The sequence below is a fragment of the Parapedobacter soli genome (genome assembly GCF_025460835.1).
Classification (GTDB): domain Bacteria; phylum Bacteroidota; class Bacteroidia; order Sphingobacteriales; family Sphingobacteriaceae; genus Parapedobacter; species Parapedobacter soli.
The window spans coordinates 85,959-101,538 of sequence record NZ_JAMXAY010000014.1; the positions used below are offsets into that span (position 1 = coordinate 85,959).

Sequence of the window (15,580 nt, forward strand, 5' to 3'; positions counted from 1 at the left end):
TTTTGTTGAAAAGTTTGTGGAAAATAATCCAAACTTCTTCGCGCGCGGAGTTGTTATAAATCAATAGCAAGTCGGGCATGCACGTATACGGATGAAAACTTTACTATTCACGAAAGAAATTGATGCGACAGCCCAGAAAGTCTGGGACACGCTTTGGAATCCAGCCACCTATTCAAAATGGACGAACGCTTTCAATCCGGATGACCCGGTAGGCGGGTTTATGCAAACGGATTGGCAAATAGGAGGTAAAACGTTATTTCTAGATAGCAGCGGCAGCGGAATGGTCACCACCATTAAATCCATAGACGAACCTTATGAACTGGTGTTTGAGCATTTGGGCGAAATGACGGATGAGCGGGAGGATATAACGAGTGGAGGAGTAAAATCTTGGGCCGGATTATTGGAAGAGTATTATCTCACCGAACAAAACGGCATCACTACGCTCCGCGCTTCCGTGCAAACGCCAGACGAGGGGATGGAGGCGATGGACCGCGGGTTTACCGAAGGACTGGAAGAAGTGAAGCGGCTCGCTGAGCAATAAACAATACCGAAAATCTACCTCGGAGCAGATCAATCTGCCGTTAACCATAAAATGTCAAATAAAATTTGTGTAGTTAAATAGCTACATTTATATTTGTAGCCAAATAGCTTCATGATGAAATTAAGACGCGATGTATTTCAGGCAATAGCCGACCCGACAAGGAGGGCTATCCTCTTGTTGGTTACCACGCAGGCAATGACGGCAGGGGCGATAGCCTCAAATTTTGATACAGCCAGGCCGACGGTTTCCAAGCATCTACAAATATTGACGGCATGTGATTTACTAGAACAGGAGCAAAGGGGACGGGAAGTCTATTATCATTTAAATCCGGAAAAAATGAAAGAGATAGCCGATTTCCTAGAACCCTTCCGGAAAATGTGGGACGACCGGTTCAATAAATTGGAATCTGTTATGAAAAAATCTATAACCAACTAAGATGGAACGGAAAACAAAAATCAATGCCGAAGAAGGCAAACAGGAATTGACGATAACTCGGGAGTTTGATCTGCCTTTGGCATTGCTCTTTAAGGCCTACGAGGAACCGGAATTTATTGAGCAATGGATGGGAACAAAAGTGTTGAAACTGGAAAACAAAAAGCATGGCTCGTATTTGTTTGAGACTTCACACCAGGGAAATGTGATGTTTCGCGCCAATGGCACCATACACGAATTTATTCCGAACCAAACGATTATACGGACGTTTGAGATGGAAAATTCGGAAATCGGCGTTCAGCTGGAATTTTTGGAGTTTGAGCAATTGACGGAGCAGACAAGTAGGTTGACGATGCAGGTTATTTACCGGTCTGTGGAACACCGGGCCATACAATTGAAAATGCCATTTGCATACGGCCTGAATATGGCGCATGATCAACTGCAGCAAGTGATGACTAACTTAATATAACTTGATATGTCGAAAAAAAATAAAATCATCTATTGGGTGGCAACCCTATTCTTATCGCTGGGAATGCTAGCAGGTGGAATCCAACAAATGCTTCAGATTGGCGGCTATAATGAGATTGTAACCCGGTTGGGGTATCCGCTTTACATGCTATCCATTATAGGTGTTTGGAAAATATTAGGAGTGGTGGCCATCCTATTGCCCGGATTTCCCCTGGTAAAAGAATGGGCGTATGCAGGCTTTTTCTTTGTGATGACGGGGGCTGCAATTTCCCACGTCGTTATGAAGGAGCCATTTGTTGAAGTCGTGCCTTCATTGACACTGCTCACGGCCATTGTTGTTTCGTGGTATTTCAGGCCCGCAAGCCGGAAAATAGCCGCAACTCAAATGAGTTAATAGATTAAAACAAATGACAGACATAGCGATTGAAGAAGGAGTGGTTCATGAGGTGCCGGGCGATTTGGAAAAAGCACTACGCTCCAACGCGGAACTATTGGAAAAATGGAACAAGTTAACGCCGCTGGCCCGCAACGAATGGATTTGCTGGACAACGATTGTGAAACAGGAAAAAACACGGGCAGAACATATAAAGCGATTGGGTGAAGATATCGTTGGCGGCAAGAAACGCCCTTGCTGCTGGCCCGGATGCCCACACCGGCGTCCCAATGCTCAAAAATGGTTCAAATAGTGTAAGCCAATCGGGGTAATAAAACGCCGTTTGTACCTGAGTCGCGAATGAATCCCGGTGGAAGGAACCGTTAGGACGTATGCACCGTTGTCGCTTTTTTCAACCCCTCAAGAAAATCTTTACCCCAGCGCTGCACATCGTAATGGTTTACCGTTTCAAATAGTCGCTGCATGCGGAGTTTCCTTTCAGTGATGTCCAAAACCAACGCATTGTGCAGCCCATCTTTGAGGCTTTGGCTATCGTAGGGGTTGGTACGGATGGCGTGGGGTAGTTCTACCGACGCACCGGCAAATTCGGAGATAACGAGTACACCGTCGGGATCTTCCTGCAAGCCTTTTACGGCGACATATTCTTTGGCAACCAGGTTTAATCCGTCGCGCAGCGGGGTAATCCAGGCCACATCGGCAATGGCATAATAGGCGAGGACTTCTTCAAATGGTACAGACCGGAAGAAGAAGCGGATAGGTGTCCAGTCCATGCTGGCATATTTACCGTTGATTTTCCCTACGGCCTGCTCCAGTTCTTCCTGAATACGTTCATAGACTTTCATGCCCTGCGATGGCGGCGTGCAGATATTGATTAATTCCAGCGTGCCGTGGTATTCGGGGTGTTGATCGAGGAATTCGCCGAATGCCTGGATTTTCTCCAGCGGTCCTTTCACATAATCCAGCCGCTCTACTGATAGGACAATGCGTTTGCCGGCGGTTTGTTGGCGAAGGGTATCGATTCGGCTTTTAGTTTCTTCATTTTCACAGATACGGCGGATGTTTTGCATGTTTACCCCCACCGGCTGGGCCCCCAGCCGGATGGTATTGTCACCCACGGCGATTTGCTTGGTCATCTGGTCGATGCCCAGCGCACAGCTATAGGTAAGGAACTGTTTAGCTGCATTGACACGGCTGATCACTTTGGTAGGGGCGTGGCTTTTCACCACATCTACGAAATTTTCCACATACCGCGGGATGTGGAAGCTGACGAAGTCGCATTGCAGGAGGCTACCGATGATCTCATGCCGCCACGGGATAATGTTAAAGATATCAGCCGGGGGGAATGCCGTGTGGTGGAAGAAACCGATTTTAAGATCGGGCCGTAGTTGCCGCATGTAAGCGGGGACCATCCACAGGTTATACTCGTGTATCCACACATACGCGCCATGCTCGGCCTCAGCCGCCACGCGCTCGGCAAACAGTTTATTGATTTTGAGGTAGTGCTGCCAATGGTCGTGGTTAAACTGGGCCTTACTGATAAACGAGAAAATCGTCGGCCAGAAAGCCTCTTTCGAGAATACCCGGTAGAACAGGTCGATGTCTTTTTTTGGTAGTGGGATGATCGATGCTTTCAGGTTGGGGTAACGTTCTTTGTCGATATATTGGCTGAGTTCGGGGTTATCGCCGAGCAGCCCGGCCACCTCTTCGCCGATCCATACGCCCGGCCGGCCCGTATTGAAAAAGCCGAGTAGGGAGGGGATGATGCCGTTTGGGCTACGCGGTGGAATGCGCTTCGGTTTGCCGTCTTCAACAACGATATCGAAGGGTAGGCGGTGGTACACCATCAATAACTGTTTGTTGCTGATATCTTTTTTCTTGGTGACCTTTTCTTGGTTAGGGTGGTATTTTCGGAAAGGCTCGAAGTGCCGCATTGCCTCCAGTATGCCCCCGGCACCTTCTTTGGTAGCTTGGAAAACATTGTCCATATTTTCTACGGCTGTGATAAGAGCGGGCTCCGACCTGCCAACGGCCACACCTTTGTACCCCGTTTCGAAAAGCGAAAAATCGTTGAAGGTGTCTCCAGCCACCAATACCCGTTCTTCGGGGAAGCCGATCAGCCCAATCAACCGCTTGAGCGTGGCTCCCTTATTTACACCGCCCGGTAAGATGTCGAGGTATTTCCCGGCCGACAGCAATACATCGCATTGATAACCGCCGGCAATTTCCCTTATGGCGTCGAGGTCGACACCATCGTCGTAAAAAAACGAACAACGCCGCTGCTGGGGTACCTCCTGCGGTCGGATGCCAGGGATGCTGGCCAAATGCTGTTTCAGCAGGTATTCGTCTGGCCAGCGCTGCTCAATTTCAGACTGGATAGCGGCAATGGGTTCGAGTGTAGTGCCATCCACCACGGTGGCACCTACGTCGCTGATGATGTAGTGGGGTATGGGGATGGTGGGGTCGTGCAATAGCGGTAAAACCGTTTCCAGGCCGCGGCCTGTTACGAAAACCAGTTTAAGATCCGGTTGTGTCCGGATCAGTCGGTAAAGTTGTCTTTTTTTTGAAATGGATCCGCCGAGAAAAGTACCGTCGAGGTCGGTCGCTAATAACATCATCGTTTTTTTCTTTTATAGCCATGGCATATCCGCTATTGACGGTGCCAGTGTGCTTCGTGAGATAAAATACGGGAGATTGATATTTAAACAGGTGACCCAATACCTGCCCAGATTGGAAGGAGCGGGTGTTTCGCTCCGCGGAGGGGCAAAGGTATGTAAAATCCACTGCAATCCCAAATCAACCGCGGCGGCGGTCCCCGCGGCGGCGACTTAATTCCACATCGGGTTTTGTGGGAAATTGGCTATGTGGGCGTATTTGGGGCCGAGTGATACAATGGCTTCTTTCCACAGGTTTTCGCCATCGTTTCCGAAGGTGATATCCGGGTTGTAATGGTTGCTGATTACCCAGGCATTCTCTTTCAGTTCACTTTCTAATTGACCTGGGCTCCAGCCGGAATAGCCCAAGAAGAACTTCACTTCGTCTGAAGCGATATCGCCATTTTTTATGAGGATCTGCAAGCTTTCGAAATTTCCGCCCCAGTAGATCCCATTGCCCAGCCCAATGCCACTGTGCAATTTGTCATGGCATTTGTGGATGAAGTGGATGCTATCTTGCGCTACAGGGCCACCAAAAAACAAGGGGAATTCGGCGTCGGGGAGTTCACTCATCACATCGCGGAGTTGGATGGTAGCGGGTTGGTTAAGCACGTAGCCTACGGTTCCATCTTCATCGTTGTGTTCACACAGTAAGACGACCGATCGTTGGAAGTTGGGGTCGAGCATGAAAGGCTCAGACATCAACAAACTTGCTATTTGAGGGGTGTTTTTGTTAAACATCGCTGCGTCTCCTTTCATATTGTTCAGGTAAATGTACGGAAAATCACCCGGTATATCCCAATCGATGCAAAAGTTGGGGCAGCGTATCGCCGGGGTTGAGCAAGTGAGCCTGGAAGCCCATTTTATCAGCAGTTTCGATATGCTGGGGGCTATCGTCCACGAAGAGTGTTTCTGCTGAGTTCAGCCCGTGCGTGTCCAATACGAATTGGAAAATCTCTTTATCCGGCTTACGCATCCCCAGGAGGTGCGAATAATAGTCCCTTTCGAAGAAACTCGCATTGCCGTTGAGGCCGAATTCGCTGCTAAGGTAATCCATGATCCACTGGTAATGGATTTCGTTGTTGTTGCTAAGCAGGAAGGTGCGGTATCGGGATTTCAGCTGGTTGAGCAGCTCGTGGTGGCCCGGCCGTACGCCGATCAGGAGACTGTTCCATGCGGCATCGATGGCTTCATCGGTTAAATCGTGATTGTTTGTGGCGTCCCGAAGTTCGTTTCGGAATTGCGCAGCTGTAATGATTCCCTTGTCGAAAGCATCAAATAAGGCATGTTGGGCTCTGTGGCCATAAAAAGCATCTACGTCCGGAATACCAAGTTGGGAGAATGACTGCCGTAGCTTGGGGAAATCGATATCGAAAATGACATTTCCATAATCGAGGATGATGTTTCGTATATTTTTCATGAAAATTTCTACTTCTGTGTGCAAATATGTAGATTTGCAGCCGCAAAACAATATAATAGTTTGCACTGCGCCTATAGCTCAGTTGGTTAGAGTAGAAGACTCATAATCTTTTGGTCCCTGGTTCGAGCCCAGGTGGGCGCACAAATCGAAAAGTCGTTTTTCCGAAAGGGAAAACGGCTTTTTTCGTTTCTTAGGGCACTTTAGGGACATCTGTCCTACGTCGCATCGGATACCCCGAATCGACGTGACTTGCATAGATTTTTGTTGAACTTCACGTAAAAGTGTTACAAATGTGTTACAGCTCTTTTACGTGCCAATTTCGAAAGAACTATGGCAACCGTTAGTGCAAAGGTGTTCGAGCATCACAAAAAAGCCGATGGCACCTACAATGTGAAAATTTGTGTGCAACACAAAAGATTAAGAAAGTATCTTGACACAACTCATTTTGTCGTCAGGAAACAATTAACCAAAGACTTTAAGGTCAAAGACCCGTTTATCGCCGACAAGGTCGAGAAGCAGCTTAGGGATTATCGCAAGATGATTAGTGAGCTTGACANTGTCGTCAGGAAACAATTAACCAAAGACTTTAAGGTCAAAGACCCGTTTATCGCCGACAAGGTCGAGAAGCAGCTTAGGGATTATCGCAAGATGATTAGTGAGCTTGACAAACGACTGGATTATTTTACCGCGGAATCCCTGAGCGATTACCTGCGTGACAAAGATGAGGATATCGATTTCATCAAATTTTGCGACCAACACATCGAACGTCTAAGAAAAGAAAAGCGTACGGGAACCGCGAACAACCACAGAAAAATCCGTAATAGTCTTGTCGATTATTTTAAACGGCCATCGGTATCCATCAAGGAAATCAATTCCAACATGCTGATGACGTATGAGCGTTATTTAAGGTCAGAGCGTACAATGACACGTTACAACCAAGACAACAAGCCAGTTCTCACAACCGAAAAAGGATTGTCGGATAGTGGACTGCATAATCACATGAGGGATTTAAGAACATTGTTCAATGCTGCACGAGAAATGTATAATAACGAAGACCTCGGAATATACCGCATCAAGCATTATCCATTCAAGAAATACAAGGTTGGTTCCCCACCCCTCACAAAGAAAAGGAACAATACACTTGAACAAGTATTAACTATTCGGGATTGTGTAACCACCCCCGGAAGTCGTGCGGAATTGGCAAAGGAACTTTATATGCTTTCGTTCTACCTTTGTGGCATAAATGCCGTAGACCTGTATCAAATAACGGAACGTGATATTAGAAACGGACGTGTTGATTACAACCGTTCCAAAACCGAGGGTAAACGCAAGGATAATGCTTTTATAAGTATTAAGATTGTCGAAGAAGCCAAGCCGTTATTGGAAAGGTATTTAGGGAAATTGCGTGAGCGTTATTCGAGTGCCAACTGCCTGAACTGGGCCTTATCTAAAGGCATGGAGCAATTACGTAAATTGGCAGGGATACCCGATATTACGCTTTATTGGGCAAGGCATACATTTGCCAACACCGCACGAAATGATTGTCGCATGAGTAAGGACGATGTGGCACTTGCGCTCAACCACGTTGACGAAGGTAATCGTACAACGGACATCTACATCGCCAAAGATTGGAAAATCGTTGATGATGTACAGCGGAGAGTGATTGCGCAACTTAAAAAAGTCGAAGCAAAAATCAGGAAGAAAATTGCGGATAAGGCTATATCGGAAGACGTGGCCGCTTAGAAATGATAATGCTGCATGGGATGTTATATTCCATGCAGAACTTTTAACACTTTAATTTGACAATTATGAGAGCTGTAATATGGTTTTTTATAACGTGTATAATAGCGACGGTTGGTTTCTTTGCTGCTTTGAGCATGAAAACCCCATGGGTTGGATTTGCTGTTGCTTTTGGCGTATGGTTGATTTTTATATGGAACACGACAAAGCCTAAGAGGTAAACTGCTTCTGTCAAAAAATCAAAATTTGTACCTGTTATCATAAATTTAGTTTTATGATTTTTGTGTATGACGAATAACTACTTAGAGCAGGATAAATCTGCGCTGCTTGTTATAGATATGCAGTACGATTTTGCAAATCCTAAAGGCCAAGCCTATGTCGATGGAACGGAAGAAATAATTCCCCACCTCGCTTCTCTAACCAGTATATTCAGGAAGTACGGAAAACCTGTGTTCCATATCATACGCTTGTATCAACCAGACGGAAGTAATGCTGAATTATGCCGTAGAGAGCTTATTTCGTCCGGTAAACCAATCGTAGCTCCTAATAGTCTGGGTGCAAAAATTATTGATGAATTATTGCCTGAAATTGATAGCCCGCATTCTGATGACGAGCTTCTTAACGGAAATATCATCCGGTGTGGGGATAATGACTACATCTTGTATAAACCAAGGTGGGGTGCATTTTATAACACGACATTACATGATGTATTGCAATCAAAGGAAATAAATTCGCTATTTGTTGCCGGATGTAATTTTCCGAATTGCCCACGTACCACCATGTACGAGGCGAGTGAACGGGATTACAGGATTGCAATGATTCCGCCGACAATATCGGGTGTATACGATAGAGGCTTACAAGAAATGCAGCATATCGGTGTGCATATCTTTGAAGATCCTGCCCTCGTAGATTTCTTTTTCAAAAGTGGAATAATAATCACCGATTATCACCCGGCCTATAAAGACGCTTTCAAAGCTTTGAATATGGCGTGGCTAAACCAGTATTTTGATATAGAACCGGTTGACCAGTACGTATTGTCCAATCCGGAAGAGGCTATACTCAAAAGTGGTGGAAAAATCCTTTTTGCCTTAAAAGACGGTCAACCTATAGGTACAGCTGCCTTGAAAAAAATGGATGACGATCGCTTGGAATTGACCAAGATGACCGTACATGAGAATTACCGAGGGTGTGGAATCGGCAAAATGCTTTGCAGTCAGGCGATATCCGTATCCAAACGTCTTGGCGTGAAAGAGCTTGTACTTTTCTCGCACACCCGCTTAACAGATGCCCTGAATATATATCGGAAATTAGGTTTCAACGAAACGGAAATAGATAAGACAAAATACAAAAGAGCCGATGTCATGATGACGTTCACCTTTTAAATCCATATCAATTTTAACTTACAAGATGACCAGTTTAACGACCCCACATACAATATTGACCAGCGCAGAGAAGTTTGATTTTGAAAATTTTACTTTCGGCTCTACGCCTACCGACCATCTATTTTTCGCTAATTACGACAACGGAAGCTGGTGCAATCCGAGAGTCGAAGAATTTAGCAACCTATCCCTCAGCCCATTCTCACTATGTTTCCATTACGGACAGACGGTCTTCGAGGGAATGAAAGCTTACCGCATAAGCGAGGGAACAATCAATATATTCAGGCCCGACAGGCATTTGGCCAGGATGAATCGGTCTTTAGCGCGGATGTGCATGCCGGAAATTCCAAAAGATTTATTCTTAACGGGTTTGGAAGCAATTGTGAAAGCGGATCATTCATGGTTGCCCGATGGCAAGGATAAACTTGCTTTGTATATCCGCCCCTTTGTTATTGCTACGGAGCCACGTTTGGGCGTTAAAGTTTCGGATACGTTTCTGTTTTGCATCGCCTGCACTCCCATCACGCAGTATTATGATAAGCCATTACGCGTTAAGGTAGAGACCGAATTTTCCCGATCACCTGAAGGAGGAGCCGGTTATGCAAAATGTGGAGGAAACTACGGCGGAGCTTTCTATCCAACTTACCTCGCCAACCAACAAGGTTTTGATCAGATTATATGGACAGACGCTTCTACACATCAATTTTTGGAAGAGGCTGGTACGATGAATATTATGCTCATTGCCGACGGGAAACTATTGACCCCACCATTGAGCTCTTCTATTCTGGATGGTATCACCAGAAACTCGCTCATACAACTATGCCGGGATTTGGGTATTTTGGTCGAAGAACGGCGAATAAGCGTAGCAGAGTTGGCAGATACCTTGGCTCATAACGAAAATGTGGAGATTTTCGGTGCAGGTACAGCCGCTATTGTTTCTCCAATAGCCAGTATCCAAATTGACGGAGTTGATTATCACCCCTACACGGGAGATAAAGCGGTAATGTACCGTTTGAAAAATGAATTGGAAGAAATAAGACGTGAGCGCAAGACAGACCCACACGGATGGAATTATTTAGTAAATATTTAGAAACAGCGAACAATGGATGTAAGATACCCAATCGGACATTTTGAGAAGCCGAACCTTATCAATAAACAGGAACTTTCGGGCTGGATAAGGATTATTTCTGGATTCCCGAAAGAAATAGGCAACGAGGTTTTATCATTAACGGATGAACAGCTCGATACCCCATACAGAGATGGTGGCTGGACCGTAAGACAAGTTGTCCATCATTGTGCAGACAGCCATATGAATGCTTTTATACGTTTTAAGTTGGCGCTCACAGAAACTGATCCCATTATCAAGCCTTATTATGAAGCGTTATGGGCAGAACTGCCGGACAGCAAAATTCACTTGGAGCCCTCGTTAAACCTTTTAAAAGGGTTACATGAGAGGTGGAGTAAATTACTTGAAAGCCTTGACGACGAAGACCTAAAAAGAACATACGTTCATCCTGAACACGGTCGACCAATTCCTTTGGACGAAGTTATTGGTATGTATGCATGGCATTGCAATCACCACTTGGCTCATATTAGGGTGTTAAAGAGAAACCAAAATTGGATATAGTTTTTACAAAGCTTTATGGGCAAGGTCTCCCAGCAATTTAAGATCGCGATCCAATCGCTCATTCCATAACAAACCGTAGTTTAATCGAAGGCAATTTTCGTATTGATTTTGCAACGTGAAAATTCTACCCGGCGCAAAGCTGATTTTATGCCGCAGGCATTGTTCATATAATGCAATGGTATGAATAGTTTTAGGTAATTCCACCCAAATCACAAACCCGCCCTGCGGCCTGCTGGCCATTGTTCCGTCAGGAAAATAATCCGAAATGGCCCTTGAAAATTTGAGTAGATTGCCATGGAGCGTACTCCTTAGTTTGCGGAGGTGGTTCTCATACCGGCCTGTTTCAAGAAACCCGGCAATAACTTCCTGTGTGATGGAAGTCGATGAGATATTGTGATAGAGCTTCATGCGCCGTACCTCATCCTTGAACTTTCCCGGAGCAACCCACCCAACCCGATAGCCGGGAGCGAGCGTTTTGGATACCGAACCGCACCACAATACCAGGCCGCTTTCGTCATAGGTCTTGCATGATTTCGGTCGTTGCTGACCAAAATATACGTCACCATTAAGATCATTCTCAATAAGGGGAACGTTATATTTTTCAAGGAGACGTACCGTCTGTTTCTTGTTTTCGTCGGGCATGCAACTGCCCAGCGGATTGCTGAAATTGCTGATAAAGAGACATACATTTATCTTGTTTTTTCTTAGTGCATCTTCCAATGCGTTCAGGTCAACACCATGCTGTGGATCCGATGGTAGTTCCAATACTTTGACGCCTAACACCTGAGCGAGTTGTAACATGCCGAACGAGATAGGACTTTCCATGGCTACCGTATCTCCTTTTTTTGTTAATGCCATCATACAATATGACAGCGCGTTCAGGCAACCACTTGTGGTGATGATTTCATCATGCTTCAAATTACACTCCATTGCGAAAGACCATCGGGCAATTTGACGGCGTAACCGCTCATTTCCCTCGGTTTTGTCGTACATGACACCGCTGCCTTTCAACTCCCTTGTTGCCATCATAAGACCTTTGTTGAGTTTTGCTATGGGCAATAGCTCATTTGCCGGAGTTCCCAATGCAAGCGGTAAATGACCATCTTCCCCCAAGCTATCATAAATCTTACGTACCAATAATTCACTGTCGGCATAATTCGCTTCCGATTCCGGGTTGGTAAGCTGGGGTAGCGCAGGAATTTTCGTTTTTGAATACCGCACATAGTATCCGGACTGAGGCCGCGTCTCAATCAACATTTTACTCTCTAAATAATAGTATGCACTCAATGCCGTATTTTGACTTACACCATATTCACGGCAAATCGTCCGTAGCGATGGGAGCTTATCACCGGTACGCAACGTACCGTTCAGGATTTGTTGCTCGATAATTTTAGCGATACGCATATAAGCGAACTCCGACTTGTTTTGTGTTTTCTTCATTCGTACATTTTAACTGCTACCAGCAAAAATAATAAAACTGCATCTGCTATCATAAAAATATATTACCGAATTTTGTTTGACAAGATGAACTTAAAGCTATGGGACACTATAAGATTAAAACGGGATTTCATCGGATGGATTTAGGGAGCATCCATTATTTTATCTCCAAAGAAAGCTATTGGGCTCAGAATGTTCCTTTTGAAATCGTAGAAAAGTCTTTAAAAAATTCCTTTTGCATAGGCGTTTTTGATAGTGAAGACAAGCAGATTGGTTTCGCCCGGATAATCTCTGATCGGGCGACTTTCGGTTACCTGTCTGATGTTTTCGTTTTAAAGCAATACCGTGGAAAAGGCGTCAGCAAAGCAATGCTGCAGTATATCGTTAATATCAAATGGGTAAAGCAGTTACGACGGTTTGTGTTATTCACCGAAGATGCCCAAACACTTTATAGCCGCTACGGCTTCAGGAGTTTATCCGATTCGGAAAAATATATGGAAATTGTTCAAGATAATATGTATCGCACACCTATAAAAAGCAAGTAATAATGGATTTCTATCACAAGCACATATTTATCGTAGGTTCAGGGGCTATTGGTAAAGCGCTCGCTATCTTCCTTTCTCAAGCGGGTAGAAAAGTTACCATGATAAGAGGAAGCGTAGATGACGGTAGTACAGTAACCCGCCGTTTCGCTGTCGAAATGGAAAACGGCTCTATACACGAGGCGGATGTTGAGGTTGCAACATTGAATTCCCTTTCCGAGATTGACGGTATTGTTGTTCTCGCAACCAAATCTTTTGGAAATAAAAAACTGGCGGGCGCATTAAAATCAAAAATAGGCGACTCACCTATCGTACTCCTACAAAACGGCTTGGGCATCGAGCAACCTTTTTTGGAGTGTGGATACCAGCAGGTGTACCGTTGCGTTCTCTTTGTAACGAGTCAGTTGATTGATGAAATTGTTGTGCGGTTTAAGCCTGTGGCAACTTGTCCTGTGGGAATAGCGCATGGAGATGAAGAGCAACTAAACAATATCGTCGCCCATCTAAATACCCCTGATTTTAGATTTATGAGTGAAGTGCATATCCAGCATATCATATGGAAAAAAGCGATCATCAATTGCGTGTTCAATTCGGTTTGCCCGTTATTGGAAATTGACAATGGCATCTTCCACAGAAATCCTGATGCGCTGAAAATTGCCCGTAGGGTAATCGCTGAATGCACAACTATCGCTCATGCAAAAGGAATAGCAATTCAGCCTGATGACGTAGAGAGTGGTTTGGTTCAAATAAGCCGGTTTTCCGATGGGCAAGCGATATCGACCTTACAAGATATACGGCGTAATAAAAGAACCGAAATAGAAACATTAAACGCTGAAATAGTGAGGATAGCGGAACAGATACATCAGCAGGATGCCGTTAGGGAGACAAGGTTATTAGGTGAACTCACGAAAATAAAGTCTGAAATCGCATCAAAAAGAACAAATCAGGAAACATCAACAAAGTATTGACCGTTAGTGAATAATCGATATGGAAAAGACCTTAGAAATTGTTTATAAATATTCATTGGATTATCTGGATAGAGTTGACGATTTACCAGTAAACGCTATCAGCGGAAAAAATGACTTGGAGCGTGCACTCGAATATCCTTTGCAAGATCGTGGGATAGATAGTGTCCAAGTCATTGAACAATTGATTGCTGATGCTGAACAAGGAATTGTTCACTCTACTTCAGGGCGCTTCTTTGGCTGGGTTATGGGAGGAAATGTCCGTTCCGCTCTTGCTGCAGAATGGCTTACATCTTTGTGGGATCAAAATGCTGCCTTATACGTCAGTAGCCCTGCGTCCGCGATTGCCGAAGAGGTTGCGGGCAAATGGCTAAAGGAATTATTCGGCATACCTCAAGATGCAAGTTTCGCGTTTACAACCGGTTGCCAGATGGCACATTTTACCTGTCTTTCAGCTGCCCGTAACGCGCTACTTGAACGTAACGGTTGGGATGTTGAGAAAAGTGGTCTTTTTGGTGCACCAAAAATAAAGATTTTTACAAGCGAATTACTGCATGGATCCGCCTTAAGAGCCATTCGGTTTCTTGGATTGGGAACGGATAACATCGAATATCTTGAAACAAACAATGACAGGCAATTATCGCCGGAGGCACTTTGCGAGGCACTCGAAACAAACCAACAACCGGCCATAGTCGTTTTGCAGGCAGGCGATCTGAACACCGGAACATTTGATGATTTTGATAAATTGATAGCCATAACCCACCAGTACAACGCTTGGGTACATATTGACGGGGCTTTTGGATTGTGGGCTGCTACCAGTGAGAACTTTAAGCATCTCTTAAAAGGGTGTGAAAATGCAGACTCTTGGGCAACGGACGGACACAAATGGTTAAATGTACCTTATGACAGCGGCTATGCATTTGTAAGAAATGTATCTGCTCATTACAAAGCACTTTCCATCCGGGCGAGCTATCTTACTCATAGTGATGGCGCAAGGGATCAGATGGACTGGACGCCTGAATGGTCACGACGAGCCAGAGGATTTGCAACGTACGCCGCTATAAGGGAATTAGGCAGAATTGGGATAGGTCAAATTATTGATAAAAGCTGTTACCTGTGTGCCAAATTAATTGAAGAATTGGGAAAAATACCGGGCATTGAAATCGTCAGCGAACCTATCATCAATCAGGGGCTCGTAAGGTTTATGCCGCCCAAAAACCATCTCGATCATCCAGATCCCAATTCGTTTACAGATTTCATCATTCAGGAAAATCTGGACAAAGGAATGTCTTTTTTGGGAGGGACCGAATGGAATGGTATACGTTGTATGCGGATATCGGTGTGTAATTGGCAAACTAACGAAGACGACATTTCGAAGACTGTTCAAACTTTTAGAGAAATCCTCTATAAGTATTATTTGTAAATAATGTAAACAATTATAAGTTAGGTGATTAATATGAAAATAATGTTAATAACAGGCGCCAGCCGAGGAATAGGTGCAGCAACAGCGCTCCTTGCCGCAAGAAACGGTTATGCAGTAGCAGTAAATTATAAAAAGAACAAAGCAGCAGCCGACGATGTAGTTAATCGGATTGTATCACAAGGAGGAAAAGCCGTCGCCATTCAAGCAGATGTTTCCAGGCAAGATGAGATTGTTCGTTTATTTTCCGAAGTGGATAGGCATTTTGGAAAGCTCCATTGCCTCATCAACAATGCCGGAATACTTGAGCATCAGAAGAAATTCGTTGATCTTGATTATGAAAGATTGCAACGGATGTTTAACGCCAATGTAATGGGACCATTTCTGTGCTGCCAAGAAGCCATTAAACGCATGTCGTCAACATATGGTGGTGAAGGCGGAACCATTGTCAATGTTTCCTCCATTGCTTCCAGGACCGGGGCACCTTTTGAATACACCGATTATGCTGCCACAAAAGGAGTATAATTCCCCCCGAAAACAGGACAGCAGTTTAAGTTAGATTTT

The 15,580-nt window shown here is 44.8% G+C and carries 18 protein-coding genes and 1 tRNA gene; 14 read left to right on the plus strand and 5 right to left on the minus strand.

The window, feature by feature from the left end; genetic code table 11:
- Positions 1–91: 91 nt before the first annotated feature.
- From NGM62_RS08480 to NGM62_RS08500, 5 genes are all read left to right on the plus strand, one after another.
- Positions 92–541: an SRPBCC family protein gene (locus NGM62_RS08480; protein ID WP_262247110.1), complete on the plus strand. Its 450-nt coding sequence runs from the start codon at positions 92–94 to the stop codon at positions 539–541.
- Positions 542–655: 114 nt separating this feature from the next.
- Complete coding sequence (locus NGM62_RS08485; protein WP_262247143.1) at positions 656–976, plus strand: ArsR/SmtB family transcription factor; 321 nt, start codon at positions 656–658, stop codon at positions 974–976.
- A gap of 1 nt (position 977) precedes the next feature.
- The gene (locus NGM62_RS08490) at positions 978–1,442 is read left to right on the plus strand and encodes an SRPBCC family protein (RefSeq protein ID WP_262247112.1); all 465 of its coding nucleotides are present in this window, start codon (positions 978–980) and stop codon (positions 1,440–1,442) included.
- A 6-nt stretch (positions 1,443–1,448) separates the two neighbouring features.
- Positions 1,449–1,835 carry a DoxX family protein gene (locus NGM62_RS08495; RefSeq protein ID WP_262247114.1) on the plus strand — a complete coding sequence of 129 codons (387 nt, stop codon included), beginning with the start codon at positions 1,449–1,451 and terminating at the stop codon, positions 1,833–1,835.
- A gap of 13 nt (positions 1,836–1,848) precedes the next feature.
- Positions 1,849–2,127, plus strand: a complete 279-nt coding sequence (locus NGM62_RS08500; RefSeq protein WP_262247116.1) for a YdeI/OmpD-associated family protein — start codon at positions 1,849–1,851, stop codon at positions 2,125–2,127.
- 70 nt (positions 2,128–2,197) lie between these two features.
- On the opposite strand, the gene ggpS is transcribed toward NGM62_RS08500, so the two are convergent.
- From ggpS to NGM62_RS08515, 3 genes are all read right to left on the minus strand, one after another.
- A complete protein-coding gene (gene ggpS / locus NGM62_RS08505) occupies positions 2,198–4,450 on the minus strand; it encodes a glucosylglycerol-phosphate synthase (RefSeq protein ID WP_262247117.1) in 2,253 nt (750 codons plus the stop codon).
- Between the two features lie 210 nt (positions 4,451–4,660).
- Entirely contained in the window at positions 4,661–5,188 is a 528-nt protein-coding gene (locus NGM62_RS08510) for a YqgE/AlgH family protein (RefSeq protein WP_262247119.1), read from the minus strand.
- Between the two features lie 82 nt (positions 5,189–5,270).
- A complete protein-coding gene (locus NGM62_RS08515; RefSeq protein WP_262247121.1) occupies positions 5,271–5,906 on the minus strand; it encodes an HAD family hydrolase in 636 nt (211 codons plus the stop codon).
- Between the two features lie 67 nt (positions 5,907–5,973).
- Between NGM62_RS08515 and NGM62_RS08520 the strand changes: the two genes are divergently transcribed.
- Positions 5,974–6,047: transfer RNA gene (locus NGM62_RS08520), tRNA-Ile, on the plus strand.
- 507 nt (positions 6,048–6,554) lie between these two features.
- Positions 6,555–7,649: a tyrosine-type recombinase/integrase gene (locus NGM62_RS08525; protein WP_449301311.1), complete on the plus strand. Its 1,095-nt coding sequence runs from the start codon at positions 6,555–6,557 to the stop codon at positions 7,647–7,649.
- Positions 7,650–7,692: 43 nt separating this feature from the next.
- Here NGM62_RS08525 and NGM62_RS08530 read toward each other — a convergent pair whose 3' ends face one another.
- Positions 7,693–7,908, minus strand: coding sequence for a hypothetical protein (locus NGM62_RS08530; RefSeq protein WP_262247124.1), 216 nt, complete (start codon positions 7,906–7,908; stop codon positions 7,693–7,695).
- Between the two features lie 25 nt (positions 7,909–7,933).
- Here NGM62_RS08530 and NGM62_RS08535 point away from each other — a divergent pair, with 25 nt between their 5' ends.
- The 3 genes from NGM62_RS08535 to NGM62_RS08545 are packed head-to-tail and all read left to right on the plus strand — an operon-like array spanning position 7,934 to position 10,652.
- Positions 7,934–9,028 carry an isochorismatase family protein gene (locus tag NGM62_RS08535; RefSeq protein WP_262247125.1) on the plus strand — a complete coding sequence of 365 codons (1,095 nt, stop codon included), beginning with the start codon at positions 7,934–7,936 and terminating at the stop codon, positions 9,026–9,028.
- Positions 9,029–9,053: 25 nt separating this feature from the next.
- Positions 9,054–10,115 (plus strand): branched-chain amino acid aminotransferase, encoded by a 1,062-nt coding sequence (locus NGM62_RS08540; RefSeq protein ID WP_262247126.1) that lies wholly within the window; start codon positions 9,054–9,056, stop codon positions 10,113–10,115.
- Between the two features lie 12 nt (positions 10,116–10,127).
- Positions 10,128–10,652 carry a YfiT family bacillithiol transferase gene (locus tag NGM62_RS08545; protein WP_262247127.1) on the plus strand — a complete coding sequence of 175 codons (525 nt, stop codon included), beginning with the start codon at positions 10,128–10,130 and terminating at the stop codon, positions 10,650–10,652.
- Positions 10,653–10,655: 3 nt separating this feature from the next.
- Here the strand turns inward: NGM62_RS08545 and NGM62_RS08550 are convergent, their stop codons facing one another.
- Positions 10,656–12,092: an aminotransferase-like domain-containing protein gene (locus tag NGM62_RS08550; RefSeq protein ID WP_262247129.1), complete on the minus strand. Its 1,437-nt coding sequence runs from the start codon at positions 12,090–12,092 to the stop codon at positions 10,656–10,658.
- Positions 12,093–12,190: 98 nt separating this feature from the next.
- On the opposite strand from NGM62_RS08550, the gene NGM62_RS08555 reads away from it, so the two are divergent.
- Genes NGM62_RS08555 through NGM62_RS08570 form a run of 4 tightly spaced genes read left to right on the plus strand, consistent with a single transcriptional unit; the run spans position 12,191 to position 15,541 of the window.
- Complete coding sequence (locus tag NGM62_RS08555; RefSeq protein WP_262247132.1) at positions 12,191–12,634, plus strand: GNAT family N-acetyltransferase; 444 nt, start codon at positions 12,191–12,193, stop codon at positions 12,632–12,634.
- Positions 12,635–12,636: 2 nt separating this feature from the next.
- Positions 12,637–13,599 (plus strand): ketopantoate reductase family protein, encoded by a 963-nt coding sequence (locus NGM62_RS08560; RefSeq protein ID WP_262247134.1) that lies wholly within the window; start codon positions 12,637–12,639, stop codon positions 13,597–13,599.
- A 19-nt stretch (positions 13,600–13,618) separates the two neighbouring features.
- Positions 13,619–15,019 carry a pyridoxal phosphate-dependent decarboxylase family protein gene (locus NGM62_RS08565; RefSeq protein WP_262247135.1) on the plus strand — a complete coding sequence of 467 codons (1,401 nt, stop codon included), beginning with the start codon at positions 13,619–13,621 and terminating at the stop codon, positions 15,017–15,019.
- Between the two features lie 33 nt (positions 15,020–15,052).
- Complete coding sequence (locus tag NGM62_RS08570; RefSeq protein ID WP_262247137.1) at positions 15,053–15,541, plus strand: SDR family NAD(P)-dependent oxidoreductase; 489 nt, start codon at positions 15,053–15,055, stop codon at positions 15,539–15,541.
- Positions 15,542–15,580 lie beyond the last annotated feature (39 nt).